14 protein-coding genes and 1 tRNA gene are annotated in these 15,825 nt (G+C 67.8%); 3 read left to right on the top strand and 12 right to left on the bottom strand.

The annotated features are described in order from the left end of the window. Positions 1 to 175: 175 nt before the first annotated feature. The 12 genes from queD to def all read right to left on the bottom strand — a co-directional run bounded on the left by queD (position 176) and on the right by def (position 11,082). Positions 176 to 628: a 6-carboxytetrahydropterin synthase QueD gene (gene queD / locus U5771_RS27970; protein WP_014895699.1), complete on the bottom strand. Its 453-nt coding sequence runs from the start codon at positions 626 to 628 to the stop codon at positions 176 to 178. Positions 629 to 646: 18 nt separating this feature from the next. Next, entirely contained in the window at positions 647 to 1,279 is a 633-nt protein-coding gene (gene queE / locus U5771_RS27965) for a 7-carboxy-7-deazaguanine synthase (protein WP_322026979.1), read from the bottom strand. A gap of 75 nt (positions 1,280 to 1,354) precedes the next feature. Continuing rightward, the gene (gene queC, locus U5771_RS27960; RefSeq protein WP_322026978.1) at positions 1,355 to 2,089 is read right to left on the bottom strand and encodes a 7-cyano-7-deazaguanine synthase QueC; all 735 of its coding nucleotides are present in this window, start codon (positions 2,087 to 2,089) and stop codon (positions 1,355 to 1,357) included. Positions 2,090 to 2,439: 350 nt separating this feature from the next. After that, positions 2,440 to 2,515 (bottom strand) — tRNA-Phe (locus U5771_RS27955). A gap of 72 nt (positions 2,516 to 2,587) precedes the next feature. Then, on the bottom strand, positions 2,588 to 3,289 hold the full coding sequence (esaR, locus tag U5771_RS27950) for a response regulator transcription factor EsaR (RefSeq protein WP_322026977.1): 702 nt from the start codon (positions 3,287 to 3,289) through the stop codon (positions 2,588 to 2,590). After that, positions 3,290 to 5,704 carry a sensor histidine kinase EsaS gene (gene esaS / locus U5771_RS27945; RefSeq protein WP_322026976.1) on the bottom strand — a complete coding sequence of 805 codons (2,415 nt, stop codon included), beginning with the start codon at positions 5,702 to 5,704 and terminating at the stop codon, positions 3,290 to 3,292. Continuing rightward, on the bottom strand, positions 5,694 to 6,284 hold the full coding sequence (locus U5771_RS27940; protein WP_322026975.1) for a DUF4390 domain-containing protein: 591 nt from the start codon (positions 6,282 to 6,284) through the stop codon (positions 5,694 to 5,696). Before U5771_RS27940 ends, esaS begins: the two co-directional genes overlap by 11 nt. Continuing rightward, the gene (gene rsmB, locus U5771_RS27935) at positions 6,281 to 7,669 is read right to left on the bottom strand and encodes a 16S rRNA (cytosine(967)-C(5))-methyltransferase RsmB (RefSeq protein WP_322026974.1); all 1,389 of its coding nucleotides are present in this window, start codon (positions 7,667 to 7,669) and stop codon (positions 6,281 to 6,283) included. Before rsmB ends, U5771_RS27940 begins: the two co-directional genes overlap by 4 nt. Before the next feature lie 174 nt (positions 7,670 to 7,843). After that, a complete protein-coding gene (gene htpX / locus U5771_RS27930; protein WP_031399656.1) occupies positions 7,844 to 8,701 on the bottom strand; it encodes a zinc metalloprotease HtpX in 858 nt (285 codons plus the stop codon). Positions 8,702 to 8,801: 100 nt separating this feature from the next. Next, complete coding sequence (locus tag U5771_RS27925; protein ID WP_322026973.1) at positions 8,802 to 9,443, bottom strand: LysE family translocator; 642 nt, start codon at positions 9,441 to 9,443, stop codon at positions 8,802 to 8,804. Positions 9,444 to 9,553: 110 nt separating this feature from the next. Further along, positions 9,554 to 10,546, bottom strand: coding sequence for a methionyl-tRNA formyltransferase (gene fmt / locus U5771_RS27920; protein WP_322026972.1), 993 nt, complete (start codon positions 10,544 to 10,546; stop codon positions 9,554 to 9,556). 32 nt (positions 10,547 to 10,578) lie between these two features. Continuing rightward, positions 10,579 to 11,082, bottom strand: a complete 504-nt coding sequence (gene def / locus U5771_RS27915) for a peptide deformylase (RefSeq protein ID WP_322026971.1) — start codon at positions 11,080 to 11,082, stop codon at positions 10,579 to 10,581. 230 nt (positions 11,083 to 11,312) lie between these two features. On the opposite strand from def, the gene dprA reads away from it, so the two are divergent. The 3 genes from dprA to U5771_RS27900 all read left to right on the top strand — a co-directional run bounded on the left by dprA (position 11,313) and on the right by U5771_RS27900 (position 15,796). Next, positions 11,313 to 12,590 (top strand): DNA-processing protein DprA, encoded by a 1,278-nt coding sequence (dprA, locus tag U5771_RS27910; protein ID WP_415859441.1) that lies wholly within the window; start codon positions 11,313 to 11,315, stop codon positions 12,588 to 12,590. Positions 12,591 to 12,626: 36 nt separating this feature from the next. After that, the gene (locus U5771_RS27905) at positions 12,627 to 13,007 is read left to right on the top strand and encodes a thioredoxin family protein (protein ID WP_322026969.1); all 381 of its coding nucleotides are present in this window, start codon (positions 12,627 to 12,629) and stop codon (positions 13,005 to 13,007) included. A 191-nt stretch (positions 13,008 to 13,198) separates the two neighbouring features. After that, a complete protein-coding gene (locus U5771_RS27900; RefSeq protein ID WP_322026968.1) occupies positions 13,199 to 15,796 on the top strand; it encodes a DNA topoisomerase III in 2,598 nt (865 codons plus the stop codon). Positions 15,797 to 15,825 lie beyond the last annotated feature (29 nt).

The raw sequence follows: 15,825 nt of genomic DNA, 5'->3' as shown, positions 1-15,825 counted from the left end.
ATCTGACAGCGCGGGCCGCGCGACGGCGCACGGATGCGTTTTCCGGTGCCACGCAACGATCATAGCGCGGCGTTACGCGGAATGTGGGAACAGGCAGGGAGCCGCGCCGGACGACGCCGCACGGCGCGGTGGCAGGCAGCCCGCGCCGGCTGGCGGGGCTGCCGGAAAGGCAGGATCAGCGGCCGGGCTGGCGCTCGACGTCGGCCCAGCAGTTCGGCGTTTCGTACAGGCGCACGCGCTCCAGGCGCAGGTTCACGCCGTAATGCGCGTCGTACACGTTCGCGAGGATGTCGAACGCGATCGCCGCGAGATTCTCGACGGTCGGGATCCGGTCGATCACGACCGTCTTGTGGTCGGCCATCTGCTCGAGGAACGAGCGCACGACTTCGTCGCGTGCGTAGACCAGGAACGCGTGATCCCACTTGTTGACGAGGTGCTCGACCGCGAGCGCCTTCACGTCGGCGAAATCCATCACCATGCCGCGGTCGGGCGCCCCCTCGGTATCGACGAGATCGCCGCGCAGCGTGACTTCGAGCACGTAGCGATGGCCGTGCAGGTTCCGGCACTGGCTGCGGTGATCGGGAATGCGGTGGCCCGCGTCGAATTCGAGTTTTCGGGTAATCAGCACGATGTCAAAAGCCGTGGCTCAGGGAATGTTCAGATATTTGTGGGTCTGCATCGACAGCCGCCACTGCGGATGCCGCTTGCACCAGTCGATCGCGAGCTTCGTGTTGATGTCGCGCGACGGGCCGTCCATCGGCTGCACGAGAAAATACTCGAAATCGAGCTTCGCGTACTCGGCCAGCCGCTGGTTGTCCTGCGGAATCACGACCTTCAGCTCGTTGCCCTTGGTGACGACGAGCGGTGCGTCGGCCTTCGGGCTCACGCAGATCCAGTCGATCGTTTCGAGCACCGGCAGCGAGCCGTTGGTCTCGATCGCGATCTCGAAGCCCGCCGCGTGCAGCGCGTCGACGAGCGGCTGGTCGAGCTGCAGCATCGGCTCGCCGCCCGTGCAGACGACGAAGCGGTTCGCTTCGCCTTCCGGCCACAGGCCGGCGATCGTCGCGACGAGGGCGTCGGCATCCTTGAACTTGCCGCCGTTCTCGCCGTCGGTGCCGACGAAGTCCGTATCGCAGAAGCGGCAAACGGCGTCCGCACGATCCTCTTCGCGGCCCGACCACAGATTGCAGCCGGCGAACCGGCAGAACACGGCCGGACGGCCGGCGTTCGCGCCCTCGCCCTGCAACGTGTAGAAAATTTCCTTGACCGCGTAAGTCATCGTGCTTCGTCCGGCTCGCGCCGCTCGTTGTCGATCAGAATCCGTTATCCATCCAGCGCTCCCGGCGCACCCGCGTCACAGCGGCGCTTCGGTCACGCGTTCGCCCTTCAGATAGGCCTCGTAGCCGCGCTTGCGCAGCTTGCAGGCCGGGCATTCGCCGCAGCCGAAGCCCCAGTCGTGCAGTTCCGCGCGCTCGCCCACGTAACACGTGTGCGTCTCGACGCGGATCAGCTCGACGAGCGCCTCGCCGCCGAGTTGCTCGGCGAGTTGCCAGGTCTGCGCCTTGTCCAGCCACATCAGCGGCGTCTCGAGCACGACGCGCGTGTCCATCCCGAGGTTCAGCGCGACCTGCAGCGCCTTCATCGTGTCGTCGCGGCAGTCGGGGTAGCCCGAGAAATCCGTCTCGCACATCCCGCCGACCAGCACGCGCAAGCCGCGGCGATAGGCAATCGCGGCCGCGATCGTCATGAACAGCAGGTTGCGGCCCGGCACGAACGTGTTCGGCAAGCCGTTCGCCGCGGTCTCGATCTCGATCGTGCGCGTCATCGCGGTATCGCTGATCGCGCCGAGCACCGACAGGTCGATCATGTGATCGTCGCCGAGGCGGTCCGTCCAGGCGGGAAACTGATGCTTCAGCGCATCGCGCACGCCTTCGCGGCATTCGAGTTCGACGCGGTGACGCTGGCCGTAGTCGAAGCCGAGCGTCTCGACCGTCTGGTAGCGTTCGAGGGCCCAGGCCACGCACGTGGCCGAGTCCTGCCCGCCGGAAAACAACACGAGCGCGCCGTCTTTAGCGTCTGTCCGAATCACCGTGATACTCCGTGAATGTGTAGGCTCGCGTCGCGCTGCGCCCCGGGGCCGGCTGCCGCCGGGCGGCCCGACGCGTGCCGGCCTGCGCCGGCTCGACCAGTATAGGCAGCGCGGTCGGCCGCGAACGCGGCGGAGCGCTTATACCGCCCATCGCGCGGCATCGTTGCCGCGCATCACGGCGGCGCCTGCGGGCAGCCTTGCCGTGCGCATGAACCGATGCGCTAAGTCATTGAGCGGGCACGGATTTTATCACGCCCCGGCGAATGCTGCCGGGTACGCCGCCAATGCCACGCAAACCCACCACAAACGAAAAACCCCAAGAACCTTCCGATTCTTGGGGTTGGAACTGCTGGTGGCCTGGGACGGAATCGAACCATCGACACGCGGATTTTCAATCCGCTGCTCTACCAACTGAGCTACCGGGCCAACGAAGAAGAGAAAGTATATCCAGCCCTCATCACTTGTGCAAGTATTTTCACGAAGTTTTCGCGAAATATTTTACGCGGCGCCTTCCGACGGCTTCTTGCCGAGCTCGACGCCGAGCTGCTTGAGCTTGCGATACAGGTGCGTGCGCTCGAGGCCCGTCTTCTCCGCGACGCGCGTCATGCTGCCGTTCTCGCGCGCGAGGTGATATTCGAAGTACGCGCGCTCGAACGCGTCGCGCGCTTCGCGCAACGGGATGTCGAACGGAATCGCGGCCGTCTGGCCCGCGAGGCCGAGCGCCGCGGCCATGTCGTCGCCGAGCGTCGGCAGCGCGGCCGCGGATGCGACCGCCGCCGTGCCCGAGGCCTGGCCGGCGCCGCCCTTCGCCGCCGCGTTGACGGATACCGGTGCCGCGCCGCGCGCGAGACCGTGCTCGACGGACTTCAGCAGCTTCTGCAGTGCGATCGGCTTCTCGAGGAAATCGAGCGCGCCGATCTTCGTCGCCTCGACGGCCGTGTCGATCGTCGCGTGCCCGGACATCATGATCACGGGCATCGTCAACAGGCCCTGCGCCGCCCATTCCTTGAGCAGCGTGACGCCGTCGGTATCGGGCATCCAGATATCGAGCAGCACGAGATCGGGCGCCTGATTCAGACGGTATTCCCGCGCGGCCTGCGCGTTCTCCGCCGCCTCGACGACGTGTCCTTCATCGCTGAGGATCTCCGAGAGCAATTCCCGGATGCCCATTTCATCATCTACCACCAGGATGGTTGCCATTTACGCTGCCTTTGTCTGCACACTTGCTTTTGTCTTAGCGGGAGCCGTCCCGCCCTGCGCGCCGGATTCGGCGCCTGGCGTATCGCTCGCCATCTGCAGGAACAGGATCGACACCTGCGCACCCTCGACGGTCTCGCCGTGCATGCGATTGCGCAGATCGATCCGCGCGCCGTGCTCGTCGACGATTTTCTTGACCGTGGCCAACCCGAGTCCCGTGCCCTTCGCCTTCGTCGTCACGTAAGGCTCGAACGCACGGGTCAGGATGCGTGCCGGAAAACCGGGCCCGTTGTCGGACACGGTCAGACGGACCGCGACGCGCGTTTTGCCCTCGGCGTCGGGGTCGCCATATTCTACTGTCTTGGTTTCGATCAACACACGCGGATGCGCGACTTCCGCGACCGAATCCTGCGCGTTCTGCAGCAGGTTGTGAATCACCTGGCGCAGTTGCGTCGCGTCGCCGCGGATCACCGGCAGCGACGGCGCGAGTTCGGCGACGATCGCGCTCTTGCCTTCGCCGACACCATACAGCCCGAGCACCTCGCTCGCCAGTTCGCTCAACTGCAGGTTCGCCAGCACCGCCGGCGGCGTGCGCGCATATTCGCGGAAGTCGTCGACCATCCGCTTCATCGCGGCCACCTGGTTGACGATCATCGTCGCGCCGCGCTTGAGCACGTCCGCATCGGGCGGCGCGAGCTTGTCGGACAGCTTCATCTGCAGCCGCTCGGCCGACAGCTGGATCGGCGTCAGCGGGTTCTTGATCTCGTGCGCGAGCCGCCGCGCGACCTCGCCCCACGCGACCGAACGCTGCGCGGAAATCACGTCGGAGATGTCGTCGAACACGACGACGTAGCCGGACGTCTGCGGATCGTCGGCCTCGCCCTCGACCGTCGACACGAGGCGCGTGCCGCGCACGAGCAAGGTCAGCGGATCGGCCTCGCCCGGCACTTCGACCGCGAACTGCTGCTGCCAGTGGCCGCGATCGCCGCTGCCGCCGTCGGAAGCCGCTTCGCGATCGGCGAACGCCTTGCGCACCATCGCGCCGAATTCCGCCACGACGCCGATCCGGTCGAGCGCCGCGCCGATCATCGAGCTGAACGGCTGCCGGAAGATCCGCTCGGCGCCGCGGTTGGCCGTCGTCAGCCGGAACTGGCGATCGAGCACGAACACGCCGGCGGTCAGGTTCGCGAGGATGCTCTCGAGATACGTCTTCGAATGCTCGAGCGCGACCCGGTTCTTCTCGACCGCGAGCCGCGCCTCGGACAGCTGGCGCGTCATCGCATTGAACGACTGCGTGAGGAAGCCGAGCTCGTCGCGCGACTTGATCTCGCGCTTCGGCGTGTAGTCGCCTTCCGTGATCTCCTTCGTGCCCTGCGCGAGCAGGAACAGCGGCCGCGCGAGCTGCTGGCCGAGCGCGAGCGCGAGCATCATCGCGATGAATGTCGCGAGGAACAGCGCGAGCGTCAGCGTGCCGATGTACATCTTGCGCAGCCCCGTGCGGCCGAGCGATTTTTCCTGGTACTCGCGATACGCGCGCTGCACCGCGTCCGCGTTGTGCGCGAGCGTGGGCGGCACCGGCTGCGTGAGCTGGAGGAACCGCTCCGCCGGCTGCAGCAGCGACGTCGTCGCGTCGGGAATCGGCCGCACGACACGCAGCCGCAATGCACCCTTCGCGCCATGCGCGCGCGGGTCGCCGTCGACCTCGCCCTCGATCGCCGCGTACGCGCCGTGTTCGCGCGCCTGGCTCAGCATCAGCGGGGTCGGCAGGTCGTCCGGAATCAGCGCGGCGAAATTGCCCGACGCCTGCGCGACGATGTGCAGGTCGGGCGCCGCACCGGAGGCGCCGCGGCTCGGCTCGACGATCGTCGCGTCCTGCACGCCGAACTGGTCGCGCAGGCGCAGGAGCGTGAGCGTCGTGCCGTTGGTGTTCGCATCGACGCTCGCGAGCTGGTCGGACATCAGCCGCGCCTTCGTCTGCAGGTCGGACAGCGACGCGTCGAGCATCCCGCGGCCGAGGTTCAGGCCGGCCGTCAGCGCGGTCTCGACGTTCACGTCGAACCACGACTCGATACTGCGCGACACGAACTGGTACGACACGATGTAGATGATCCCGCCCGGCACCACGCCGACGAGCGCGAAGAACACCGCGAGCTTCGCGAGCAGCCGCGTGCCGAACTTGCCCTTCCTCAGGCGCACGACGATCATCCCGATCAGCCCGAGCACCACCAGCAGGAACACGAGCGCGACGATGATGTTCATCGCGTACAGCCACGAGTAGTAGCGATCGAAGAATTCGGTGTTCGCGCTCGCGGCCGCGAGCAGCACGAGCAGCAGCAGTGCGGTGATCGCGACGGTCGAGACGATCACGCGAACGAGGAGGCTCTTCCCGCTGGCCGCGCGGCGCACTTTATTTAGCACGTTCGGTCACCGTGAAAGTAAAGCGCTTCCAGTCCGACCCGAGCGTCCAGTCGCGGTTGTTCACCGCGTCGACCTGGAACGGCTTCGGCATCAGCGCCGTATCGAGTTGCATGCGCACCGAGGCCGTATAGGTTTCGCCGGTGCGCACCTGGTTGCGGTCGATCACGTGCCACGACGTGATGTGCCGGACCACCGCGAGCGCGTCTTTCAGCGACGGGAAGCCGAGTTGCAGCCCGCCCGTCGACACGCGGTACTCGCGCGTGAGCGGCTGGAACGACAGGCGGATCGTCTGCGACACCGACACCGGCTGCTCGTCGAACCAGTACCAGCGCGCGCGGCCCAGTTCGAAGTCGGTCGTGAAGTAAAGCGGGATGCCCTTGTTGACGGCATCCTCGAGGTTCGGATTCAGCTCGAAATCGAAGCGGGCATCGAGGCTCCAGCCGCTTCCGTCAGCCTGCAGCGAGGCGCGCTGCACGGCGATCGACTCGGCGCGCGCCGGCCGAACGACAGTCAGGCACAGCGCGAACGCGACCAGCAGGACAGCCGCGAGCCGAAGTGGAAAAAGGTGTTTGATCGTCACCGTTTCTGAAACCGCGCGTAGAAAAATCCGTCGTGATCGGTGTTCTGGTCGCGTGCGCCGGCCGCCCCGCCGTGCACGCCGCCCGGCAGCAGTTGGCCGGGCGCGTCCAATCGTACCGCATCTTCACAGGCCGCTTCAAACCAGCGGGCCTGCAACTCGCCCTCCTCGGGGAAGATCGAGCAGGTCACGTAGAGCAGTTCGCCGCCCGGCTTCACGAGCGGCCACAACGCCGTCAGGATGCGGCGCTGTTCCGCGACGAGCGCGGCGATGTCGGCTTCGCGGCGCAGCCAGCGGATGTCGGGATGACGGCGCACGATGCCGGACGCCGAGCACGGCACGTCGGCCAGGATGCGGTCGAACGGACGGCCGTCGTACCACGCGTCCGGTGCGCCCGCGTCGCCGACGCGCACGTCCGCCGCGAGCGACAGGCGCGCGAGGTTCTCGCCGATGCGCGCCGCGCGGGTCGCGTCGCTTTCGAGTGCGACGACATCCACGTCGGCCAGCTCGAGGATATGGCCGGTCTTGCCGCCCGGTGCCGCGCACGCGTCGAGCACGCGCATGCCGTCACGCACACCGAGCCATTCGGCCGCGAGCTGCGCGCCGGCGTCCTGCACCGACACGACGCCGTCGGCGAAGCCCGGAATGCGATCGACCGGCAGCGCCGACGCGAGCCGCACCGCATGGCGGCCGATCGCGGTCGCGTCGATCCCGTTCGCGCGCAGCGTGTCGAGATACGCGTCGACGGTCGCGCGGCGCGCGTTCACGCGCAGCGTCAGCGGCCCCTGGCGCTCGCCGGCCGCGAGGATCGCCTGCCATGCGTCCGGCCACGCGCGCTTCACCGCATCGACCCACCAGGTACGGTAATTCCAGCACGCGACCGGATCGTCCTGCAGCGCCGCGACGAGCGCGGCGCGCTCACGCTGGAAACGCCGCAGCACCGCGTTGACCAGCCCCTTCGCGAACGCATACTCGCGACGTGAGCCGATCACGGTGACGGCCTGGTCGACGATCGTGAATGCCGGATACGCAGCCGCCTCCTCCGGATCGAGCAGCAGCGCGAGCGCGCCGGCGAGCACCGCATGCACGTGCGCGGGCGGCGCCTTGCTGACGAGCCGGCCGATCAGCCAGTCCGCGCTGCCGAGACGACGCATCGTCCGGTACGCGACGTCCTGCGTGGCGCCGCGCGCGAGCGCCTGCGTGCCGGCCGGCATCTGCGCGAACACCGCGGCCAGTGCCGCCGGCAGCGCGGTGCCGCGCCGCACCGCATCGACTGCCTGTGCGGCCGCATCGAGCGCGAAGCCCAGCGAATCGGGCGCGAGATGCAACGCGGACAGGCGCGCAGGGCGGCCGGAGGAAGACTGAGCGGAGGAACGGGTTCGTGTCATCGGAGCAAAATCGGCAAACGGACGCCGCGAGCGGCGGGAACCCGCGGCCGCGTGGCCGCCGCGATTCCAAACCGCGCATTGTAGCGTGAGGCCATGCGGCCCCTTTACGGGATGCAGAAATGAAACACCCCGCAGCGCGGAGCATGCGGGGCGATGTGTCGAGCGCTGCGCGACTTAGTCGAAGCGGCCGGTACGCGCCATCTCCATCAGGCGCGCGATGCGCTCCTCGGTCGCCGGGTGCGTGGAGAACAGGTTCTGCAGGCCGCCGCCGTGCAGCGGGTTCATGATCATCATCTGCGCGGTGGCCGGATGCGCTTCGGCCGCCTGGAACGGGATGCCGGCCGCATAGCGATGGATCTTGTCGAGCGCGGTGGCGAGCGACTGCGGATCGCCGGAGATCTGCGCGCCGCCGCGGTCGGCCTCGAATTCACGCGCCCGCGAGATCGCCATCTGGATCAGCGCACCGGCGATCGGCGCGAGCAGCGCGACCGCGATCCCCGCGATCGGGTTGGTCGGACGGCCGTTTTCGTCGCGACCGCCGAAGAACATCGCGAAGTTGGCCAGCGCCGAAATCGCGCCCGCCATCGTCGCGGTGATCGTCGAGATCAGGATGTCGCGGTGCTTCACGTGCGCGAGCTCGTGCGCCATCACGCCGCGCATCTCGCGCTCGGACAGCACGCGCAGGATGCCCGTCGTCGCGGCGACCGCCGCGTGCTCGGGGTTGCGGCCCGTGGCGAACGCGTTCGGCGCGTCCTCGTTGATCAGGTAGACACGCGGCATCGGCAGGTTCGCGCGCGTGGCGAGCTCGCGCACCATCCGGTAGAACTGCGGCGCCGTGTTCTCGTCGACTTCCTGCGCGTTGTACATGCGCAGCACCATCTTGTCGGAGAACCAGTACGAGAAGAAATTCATGCCGAGCGCGAACAACAGCGCGATCGTCATGCCGCGCGAGCCGCCGATCATGCCGCCGATCACGATGAACAGGGCCGTGATCGCGGCCATCAGCATCGCCGTTTTGACCCAATTGAACATACCCACTCCTTATCCGTCAGGGGACCCGCCGCACATCATCGTGCATGGCGGAAAATTGTAAGCGATTTGTTAGATAAGGTCTTGCCGGAAAAATTCAATTTCAGCGTTGCGCCGCCGCGAGCCGCAGCCCGAGGCCGACGAACGCGCTGCCGACCGTACGGTCGAGCCACTTCTTGACGCCCGGCTTGCCGGAAAAACGCTGCGTGACGCTGCCCGCGACCCACGCGACGATGCAGGTCCAGACGGTGCTCATCACGACGAACACCGAACCGAGGACCAGGAACGCCAGCGCCTTGTGCCGGCTGTCGGCCGACACGAACTGCGGGAAGAACGACACGAAGAACAGCACGACCTTCGGGTTCAGCACGTTGGTCCAGAAACCCTGCATGAACAGCTGACGCAGCGGCTTCGCGGCCGTGGCCTGCGCCGCCTCGGCGCCTGCCGGCGCGGCAGCCTGCTTCGTGACGATCATGCGCACGCCGAGGTAGATCAGGTAAGCGGCACCGACCAGCTTGATCACCGTGAATGCGGCGGCCGACGCCGCGAGCAGCGCGGTCAGGCCGAATGCGCACGCGAGCGCATGAACGCAGCAGCCGGTCGAGATGCCGAGCGCCGACATCAGCCCCGCGCCGCGGCCCTGCGCGACGCTGCGGCCGACGATGTACGCCGTGTCGGGGCCGGGCGTGACGTTCAGCAGGAAAACCGCGAGCACGAAGAAGCCGAAATGGGTGATGCCAAGCATGAGAACCTCGAAACCGGAAAGCGCAGGGAAATTCTACGCGCGCCCGCCGCGCCGCGCGACTCGGCCATCCGGCCGATTGCGTGCGGCCGGCATGTCGGGTCGAATGACGCTCAGGCCGCGTCGGGCAACGCGAAGCGCTGGCCCGCGACGAGCGGCGAGCCGGCCAGGAATTCGCGCGCGGGCAGCCGCTTGCCACCCGGCTTCTGCAATTGCGTGACGCGCAGCGCGCCGCTGCCGCAGGCGACGACCACGCCTTCCGGCGCGGCCTCGACGATCGTGCCGGGCGCCATGTCGGCAATCGTGCCGCGCGCCGCCACCGGTTCGGCCGCCCACAGCTTGATTGCCGCGCCGTCGAGCGTTGCGACGCCACCCGGGAACGGGTCGAACGCGCGCACCTGGCGCGCGAGCACGTCGGCCGGCTTGCGCCAGTCGAGCGCCGCTTCGTGCTTGCCGATCTTTTCCGCATAGGTCACGCCGTCGGCCGGTTGCGGCGTGGCGGGCAGCGTGCCGTCGCGCTCGAGCCGCACCAGCGCGTCGACGATCAGCCGCGCGCCGTCGGCGGCCAGCCGGTCGTGCAGCGTGGCGGTCGTGTCGTCGGGCGCGATCGCGACGCGCGCCTCCTCGATCATCGCGCCGGTGTCGAGGCCGACGTCCATCTGCATCAGCGTGACGCCCGTCTCGGCGTCGCCGGCCTCGATCGCGCGGTGGATCGGCGCGGCGCCGCGCCAGCGCGGCAGCAGCGACCCGTGAATGTTGATGCAGCCGGCGCGCGGAATGTCGAGCACTTCCTGCGGCAGCAGCAGGCCGTATGCGGCAACCACCATCACGTCGTGCGGGGTCGTGCGCAGCAGCTCGATCGCGTCGGCCGCTTCCGCCGGGTACTTGCCCGCGCGGCGCAGCGACGGCGGCTGCGCGACGGGCATCCCGTGCTCGACGGCATAGCGCTTCACGGCGCTCGCCTGCAGTTTCATCCCGCGCCCGGCGGGGCGATCGGGCTGGGTGAGCACGAGCGGCACCGGAAAACCGGCCTCGTGGATCGCGGCGAGCGCAGCCGCGGCAAATTCCGGCGTGCCGGCAAAGATCACGCGCAACGTATGGGTCATGAGAGCGTTCGGGAGGGCTGGTCGAGCACGCGTTACATCGCGCGTTCGAGTTTCTTCATCTTCGTCTTGATGCGGGTCTGCTTCAGCGGCGACAGGTATTCGACGAACACACGCCCCATCAGGTGATCCATTTCGTGCTGCACGCACACGGCCAGGAGGCCCTCGCAGTCGAGCTCGAAGGTCTCGCCATGCTCGTTGAGCGCACGCACGCGCACGTGGTCGGGGCGCTCGACTTCGTCGTAGATCCCGGGCACCGACAGGCAGCCCTCCTCGTAGACCTGCTTCGCGTCGCTCGACCAGGTGATCTCGGGGTTGATGAACGCGCGCAGTTCGTTCTTCTCCTCGGAGATGTCGATCACGATCACGCGCTCGTGCACGTCGACCTGCGTCGCCGCGAGGCCGATGCCCGGCGCGGCGTACATGGTTTCGGCCATGTCGGCGACGAGCTTGCGGATCCGGTCGTCGACCTTGTCGACGGGCTTGGCGACCTTGTGCAGCCGCTTGTCGGGGTAATGAAGAATGTTCAGCAAAGCCATGGTGTTCGGTATTCGGTGGAGCGGCGCGCCGCGTCGGCCATCCGGCCGGCTGGCGCCGCCGTCGGGATGCAATGAAGATGAGGCGGACGCGCGGCAAATCAACGCCGCAGGTCATGCCTCCTGCAATTGGCCGGGCGCTCGTGCGCGCGGCCCTGTCGAGTATTTCGGATGATGAAAATTTTATCATGGCGCCACGCGGTCCGCTGGCCGCCGCATTCGAGGGGGACCTCATGTCGCCGCAAGCGCTGACGACCTCCGCGTTGCGCGCGTGGCTGCAGGTCGCGCATGCGCCGGGCCTCGCACCCGCCGTGCTGCACGCGCTACTGGATGCATTCGGCTCGCCGGCGGCGCTGCTGCGCGCGTCCGACCAGGCCATCGGCGCGGCGAGCAGTGCCGCCGCCGCGCGGGCGGTGCGCGCCAGCGAACGGGACGACCTCGACGCGCGCACCGACGCCGCGCTCGCATGGCTCGATGCGCCGGGCAACGCGATCGTCACGCTCAACGATCCGGTCTATCCGCCACGGCTGCGCGACCTGCACGATCCGCCGCCGCTGCTATATGTAAAGGGCCGGCTCGACCTGCTGCACGCACGCGGGCTCGCCGTGGTCGGCAGCCGCCATGCGACGCCGCAAGGGCTTGCCGACGCCACGCGCTTCGCGCGTGCGCTGTCCGACGCGGGCCTCGCGATCGTCTCCGGCCTTGCGCTCGGCATCGACGGCGCCGCGCATCGCGGCGGGCTCGACGGCCGCGCCGGCACGGTCGCGGTGATCGCGACGGGCGCCGATCTCGTCTATCCCGCGCGGCACCGCACGCTTGCGCACGAAATCGCCGCACGCGGCGCGATCCTGTCCGAATGGCCGCTCGGCACGCCCGCGCGGGCGTCGCATTTCCCCCAGCGCAACCGCCTGATCGCCGCGCTCGCGCTCGGCGCGCTCGTCGTCGAAGCCGCGCCGCGCTCCGGCTCGCTGATCACCGCGCGGCTCGCGAACGAGCTGGGCCGCGACGTGTTCGCGATGCCGGGCTCGATCCATGCGCCGCTTGCGCAGGGCTGCCACGCGCTGATCCGCGACGGCGCGAAGCTCACCGCGACGCCGCTCGACGTGCTCGAGGAATACGGGCTGGGCGAACCGGCAGCTCACGCGACCCGCGCTACGGAAAATTCAGGTTCGCTCCCCGATAACGGCGAAACAGCCGACTCCGCAAAGCGACGCACCGGCGAGCCCGCCGGGAAAACGGATTCCGCCGTTCCGTCCGCTGCATCGGCCGGAAACGAAGGCGCGCCACCCGACAACCCGGCCGAACGGTCCGTGCTCGCCGCACTGGGATACGGCCCCGTTACTTACGAGTGGCTCGCGGAACAGAGCGGCCTGCCCGACGACGTACTGCACCGCGCGCTGCTCGCGCTCGAACTGGCCGGCCGCGTCGCGAGCATGCCCGGCGGACGCTTCGCGCGGCTTGACGCGGCGCCCACCCCACCCGCGCCCGGCATGCTACAGTCCCCCGCATAGGAGCGGCCGTGCCGCCGACGCTACCCAAGGAATTCCATGCCCGCGCTGAATCTCGACACCGACGCCGATCGGATCGCCGAGCGCCTCGCCGATCCCGACACGCTGCTGGTCGCCTGCCTGTGCGCCGAGTGGTGCGGCACCTGCCGCGACTACCGGACGGCCTTCGACCAGCTCGCCGACACCCATCCCGACGCTTGCTTCGCGTGGATCGACATCGAAACCCATGCCGACCGGCTCGACGATCTCGACGTCGAGAATTTCCCGACGATCCTGATCGAGGACGCGAACACCGCGCGCTTCTTCGGCACGGTGCTGCCGCACGCGGCGATCGTCGAACGGATGCTCACCGACCTGAGCGCCGTGCCCGGCGCGCCGCACGCACCGAAATTGCGCAACATCCTGAACGTCGAGGCGTGAACCGCGCACCGGTCGGGCGGCTTTTCGCGCCGTTGCGCGTGCCGCCGCACCGGGCGCTTGCCGCCGTTGCGGCCCCCCTCTATGATGGGCCGCTTTTTGCACGCCGAGCCGCCGTCGCCACGGCCTGTGCTATAAAGCCGTCGTAAAAGGGACCCACGCCGGCGAACCCGGTCTACCAACACACATCTGTCATGTCCAAAGCACTGATCATTGCGGAAAAGCCTTCTGTCGCGAACGACATCGCGCGCGCTTTGGGCGGCTTTACCAAGCATGACGAATACTTCGAGAGCGACGAATTCGTCCTGTCGTCCGCGGTCGGCCACCTGCTGGAAATCGCCGCCCCGGAAGAGTACGAGGTCAAGCGCGGGAAATGGAGCTTCGCTCATCTGCCCGTCATCCCCCCGCATTTCGACCTGAACCCGATCGCAAAAAGCGAGTCGCGCCTGAAAGTCCTGACCAAGCTGATGAAGCGCAAGGACATCGACCGCCTGATCAACGCATGTGACGCGGGGCGCGAGGGCGAGCTGATTTTCCGCCTGATCGTGCAGCACGCGAAGGCGAAGCAGCCGGTCCAGCGCCTGTGGCTGCAGTCGATGACGCCCCAGGCGATCCGCGACGGTTTCGCGCATCTGCGCAGCGACACGGACATGCAGCCGCTCGCCGACGCTGCTCGCTGCCGCTCGGAAGCCGACTGGCTCGTCGGGATCAACGGCACGCGCGCGATGACCGCCTTCAACAGCAAGGGCGGCGGCTTCTTCCTGACGACCGTCGGCCGCGTTCAGACGCCAACGCTGTCGATCGTCGTCGAACGTGAAGAGAAAATCCGCCGCTTCATCCCGCGCGACTACTGGGAAGTAAAGGCCGAGTTCGCATGCGCGGGCGGCTTCTACGAAGGCAAGTGGTTCGACCCGAAATTCAAGCGCGACGAATTCGATCCGGAAAGGCGCGACTCCCGCCTGTGGAGCCTGCCGGCCGCCGAAACCATCGTCGCCGCGTGCCGCGACCACGTCGGCACGGTGTCCGAGGAATCGAAGCCGTCGACCCAGCTGTCGCCGCTGCTGTTCGACCTGACGAGCCTGCAGCGCGAGGCGAACAGCCGCTTCGGCTTCTCCGCGAAGAACACGCTCGGTCTCGCGCAGGCGCTGTATGAAAAGCACAAGGTGCTGACGTACCCGCGTACCGACGCGCGCGCGCTGCCGGAAGACTACATTTCGACGGTGCAGTCCACGCTCGAGATGCTCAAGGAGAGCCACAACTACCTGCCGCATGCGAAGCAGGTGCTCGACAAGGGCTGGGTGAAGCCGAACAAGCGGATCTTCGACAACTCGAAGATCAGCGACCACTTCGCCATCATCCCGACGCTGCAGGCGCCGAAGTCGCTGTCCGAGCCGGAGCAGAAGCTGTACGACATGGTCGTGAAGCGCTTCCTCGCGGTGTTCTTCCCGGCCGCCGAATTCCGCGTCACGACGCGGATCACCGAGGTCGCCGGCCACCACTTCAAGACCGAAGGCAAGGTGCTCGTCGAGCCGGGCTGGCTGCAGGTGTACGGCCGCGACGCCGAAGGCGCGGACGCGAACCTCGTGCCGGTGCAGAAGGACGAGAAGGTGAAGACGGACGAGATCGCCGCTGTCGCGCTCGTGACGAAGCCGCCCGCGCGCTACTCGGAAGCGACGCTGCTGTCCGCGATGGAAGGTGCGGGCAAGCTCGTCGAGGACGACGAGCTGCGCGAGGCGATGGCCGCGAAGGGCCTCGGCACGCCGGCGACGCGCGCGGCGATCATCGAAGGCCTGCTCGGCGAGAAGTATCTCGTGCGCGAAGGCCGCGAGCTGATCCCGACCGCGAAGGCATTCCAGCTGATGACGCTGCTGCGCGGGCTCGGCGTGAAGGAACTGACCGCGCCCGAGCTCACCGGCGAATGGGAATACAAGCTGTCGCAGATGGAGCGCGGCAACCTCGGGCGCGACGCGTTCATGCAGGAAATCGCCCGCATGACGCAGCAGATCGTCAAGCGCGCGAAGGAATACGATTCCGACACGATCCCCGGCGATTACGCGACGCTCGAGACGCCGTGCCCGAACTGCGGCGGCCAGGTGAAGGAAAACTACCGTCGCTTCGCGTGCACGAAGTGCGAGTTCTCGATCTCGAAGATTCCGGGCAGCCGGCAGTTCGAGATCGCGGAAGTCGAGGAACTGCTGCGCGAGAAGACCATCGGCCCGCTGTCCGGCTTCCGCAGCAAGATGGGCCGTCCGTTCTCGGCGATCCTGAAGCTCTCGTTCGACGACGAAACGAAGAACTACAAGCTCGAGTTCGACTTCGGCCAGGACCAGGGCGGCGAGGAAGGCGAAGCGCCCGACTTCTCCGCGCAGGAACCGGTCGGCGCGTGCCCGAAGTGCAAGGGCCGCGTATTCGAGCACGGGATGAGCTATGTGTGCGAGCACTCGGTCGCGAATCCGAAGACCTGCGACTTCCGTTCGGGCAAGGTGATCCTGCAGCAGGAAATCACGCGCGAGCAGATGGCCAAGCTGCTGGCCGACGGCCGGACGGATCTGCTGCCGAACTTCAAGTCGTCGCGCACGGGCCGCAACTTCAAGGCATTCCTCGTGAAGCAGCCGGACGGCAAGATCGGTTTCGAGTTCGAGAAGAAGGAGCCGAAGGCCGCTGCCGCGAAGAAGACGGCAAAATCGGCGACGAAGGATGCCGAAACCGTGACGGAAGGCGCCGACGAGAAACCGGCACCGGCCCGCAAGACCGCCGCCCGCAAGACGACGGCGCGCAAGACGGGCTCGTAACGCGCCGGCCGCCGGGGGGCTTCCCCCGG

The organism is Burkholderia sp. BCC1977 (assembly GCF_905339595.1).
In the GTDB taxonomy this organism is placed as follows: Bacteria; Pseudomonadota; Gammaproteobacteria; order Burkholderiales; family Burkholderiaceae; genus Burkholderia.
The sequence above is the reverse complement of the archived record's forward strand: the minus strand, read 5'-3'. Positions and strand labels throughout refer to the sequence as shown.

Bases quoted from the DNA above. Each gene is read 5' to 3' on its own strand.
- queE (WP_322026979.1), bottom strand. From the start codon at position 1,279: ATGACTTACGCGGTCAAGGAAATTTTCTACACGTTGCAGGGCGAGGGC.
- esaR (WP_322026977.1), bottom strand. From the start codon at position 3,289: ATGGCAACCATCCTGGTGGTAGATGATGAAATGGGCATCCGGGAATTG.
- rsmB (WP_322026974.1), bottom strand. From the start codon at position 7,669: ATGACACGAACCCGTTCCTCCGCTCAGTCTTCCTCCGGCCGCCCTGCG.
- htpX (WP_031399656.1), bottom strand. From the start codon at position 8,701: ATGTTCAATTGGGTCAAAACGGCGATGCTGATGGCCGCGATCACGGCC.
- U5771_RS27925 (WP_322026973.1), bottom strand. From the start codon at position 9,443: ATGCTTGGCATCACCCATTTCGGCTTCTTCGTGCTCGCGGTTTTCCTG.
- fmt (WP_322026972.1), bottom strand. From the start codon at position 10,546: ATGACCCATACGTTGCGCGTGATCTTTGCCGGCACGCCGGAATTTGCC.
- def (WP_322026971.1), bottom strand. From the start codon at position 11,082: ATGGCTTTGCTGAACATTCTTCATTACCCCGACAAGCGGCTGCACAAG.
- dprA (WP_415859441.1), top strand. From the start codon at position 11,313: ATGTCGCCGCAAGCGCTGACGACCTCCGCGTTGCGCGCGTGGCTGCAG.
- U5771_RS27905 (WP_322026969.1), top strand. From the start codon at position 12,627: ATGCCCGCGCTGAATCTCGACACCGACGCCGATCGGATCGCCGAGCGC.
- U5771_RS27900 (WP_322026968.1), top strand. From the start codon at position 13,199: ATGTCCAAAGCACTGATCATTGCGGAAAAGCCTTCTGTCGCGAACGAC.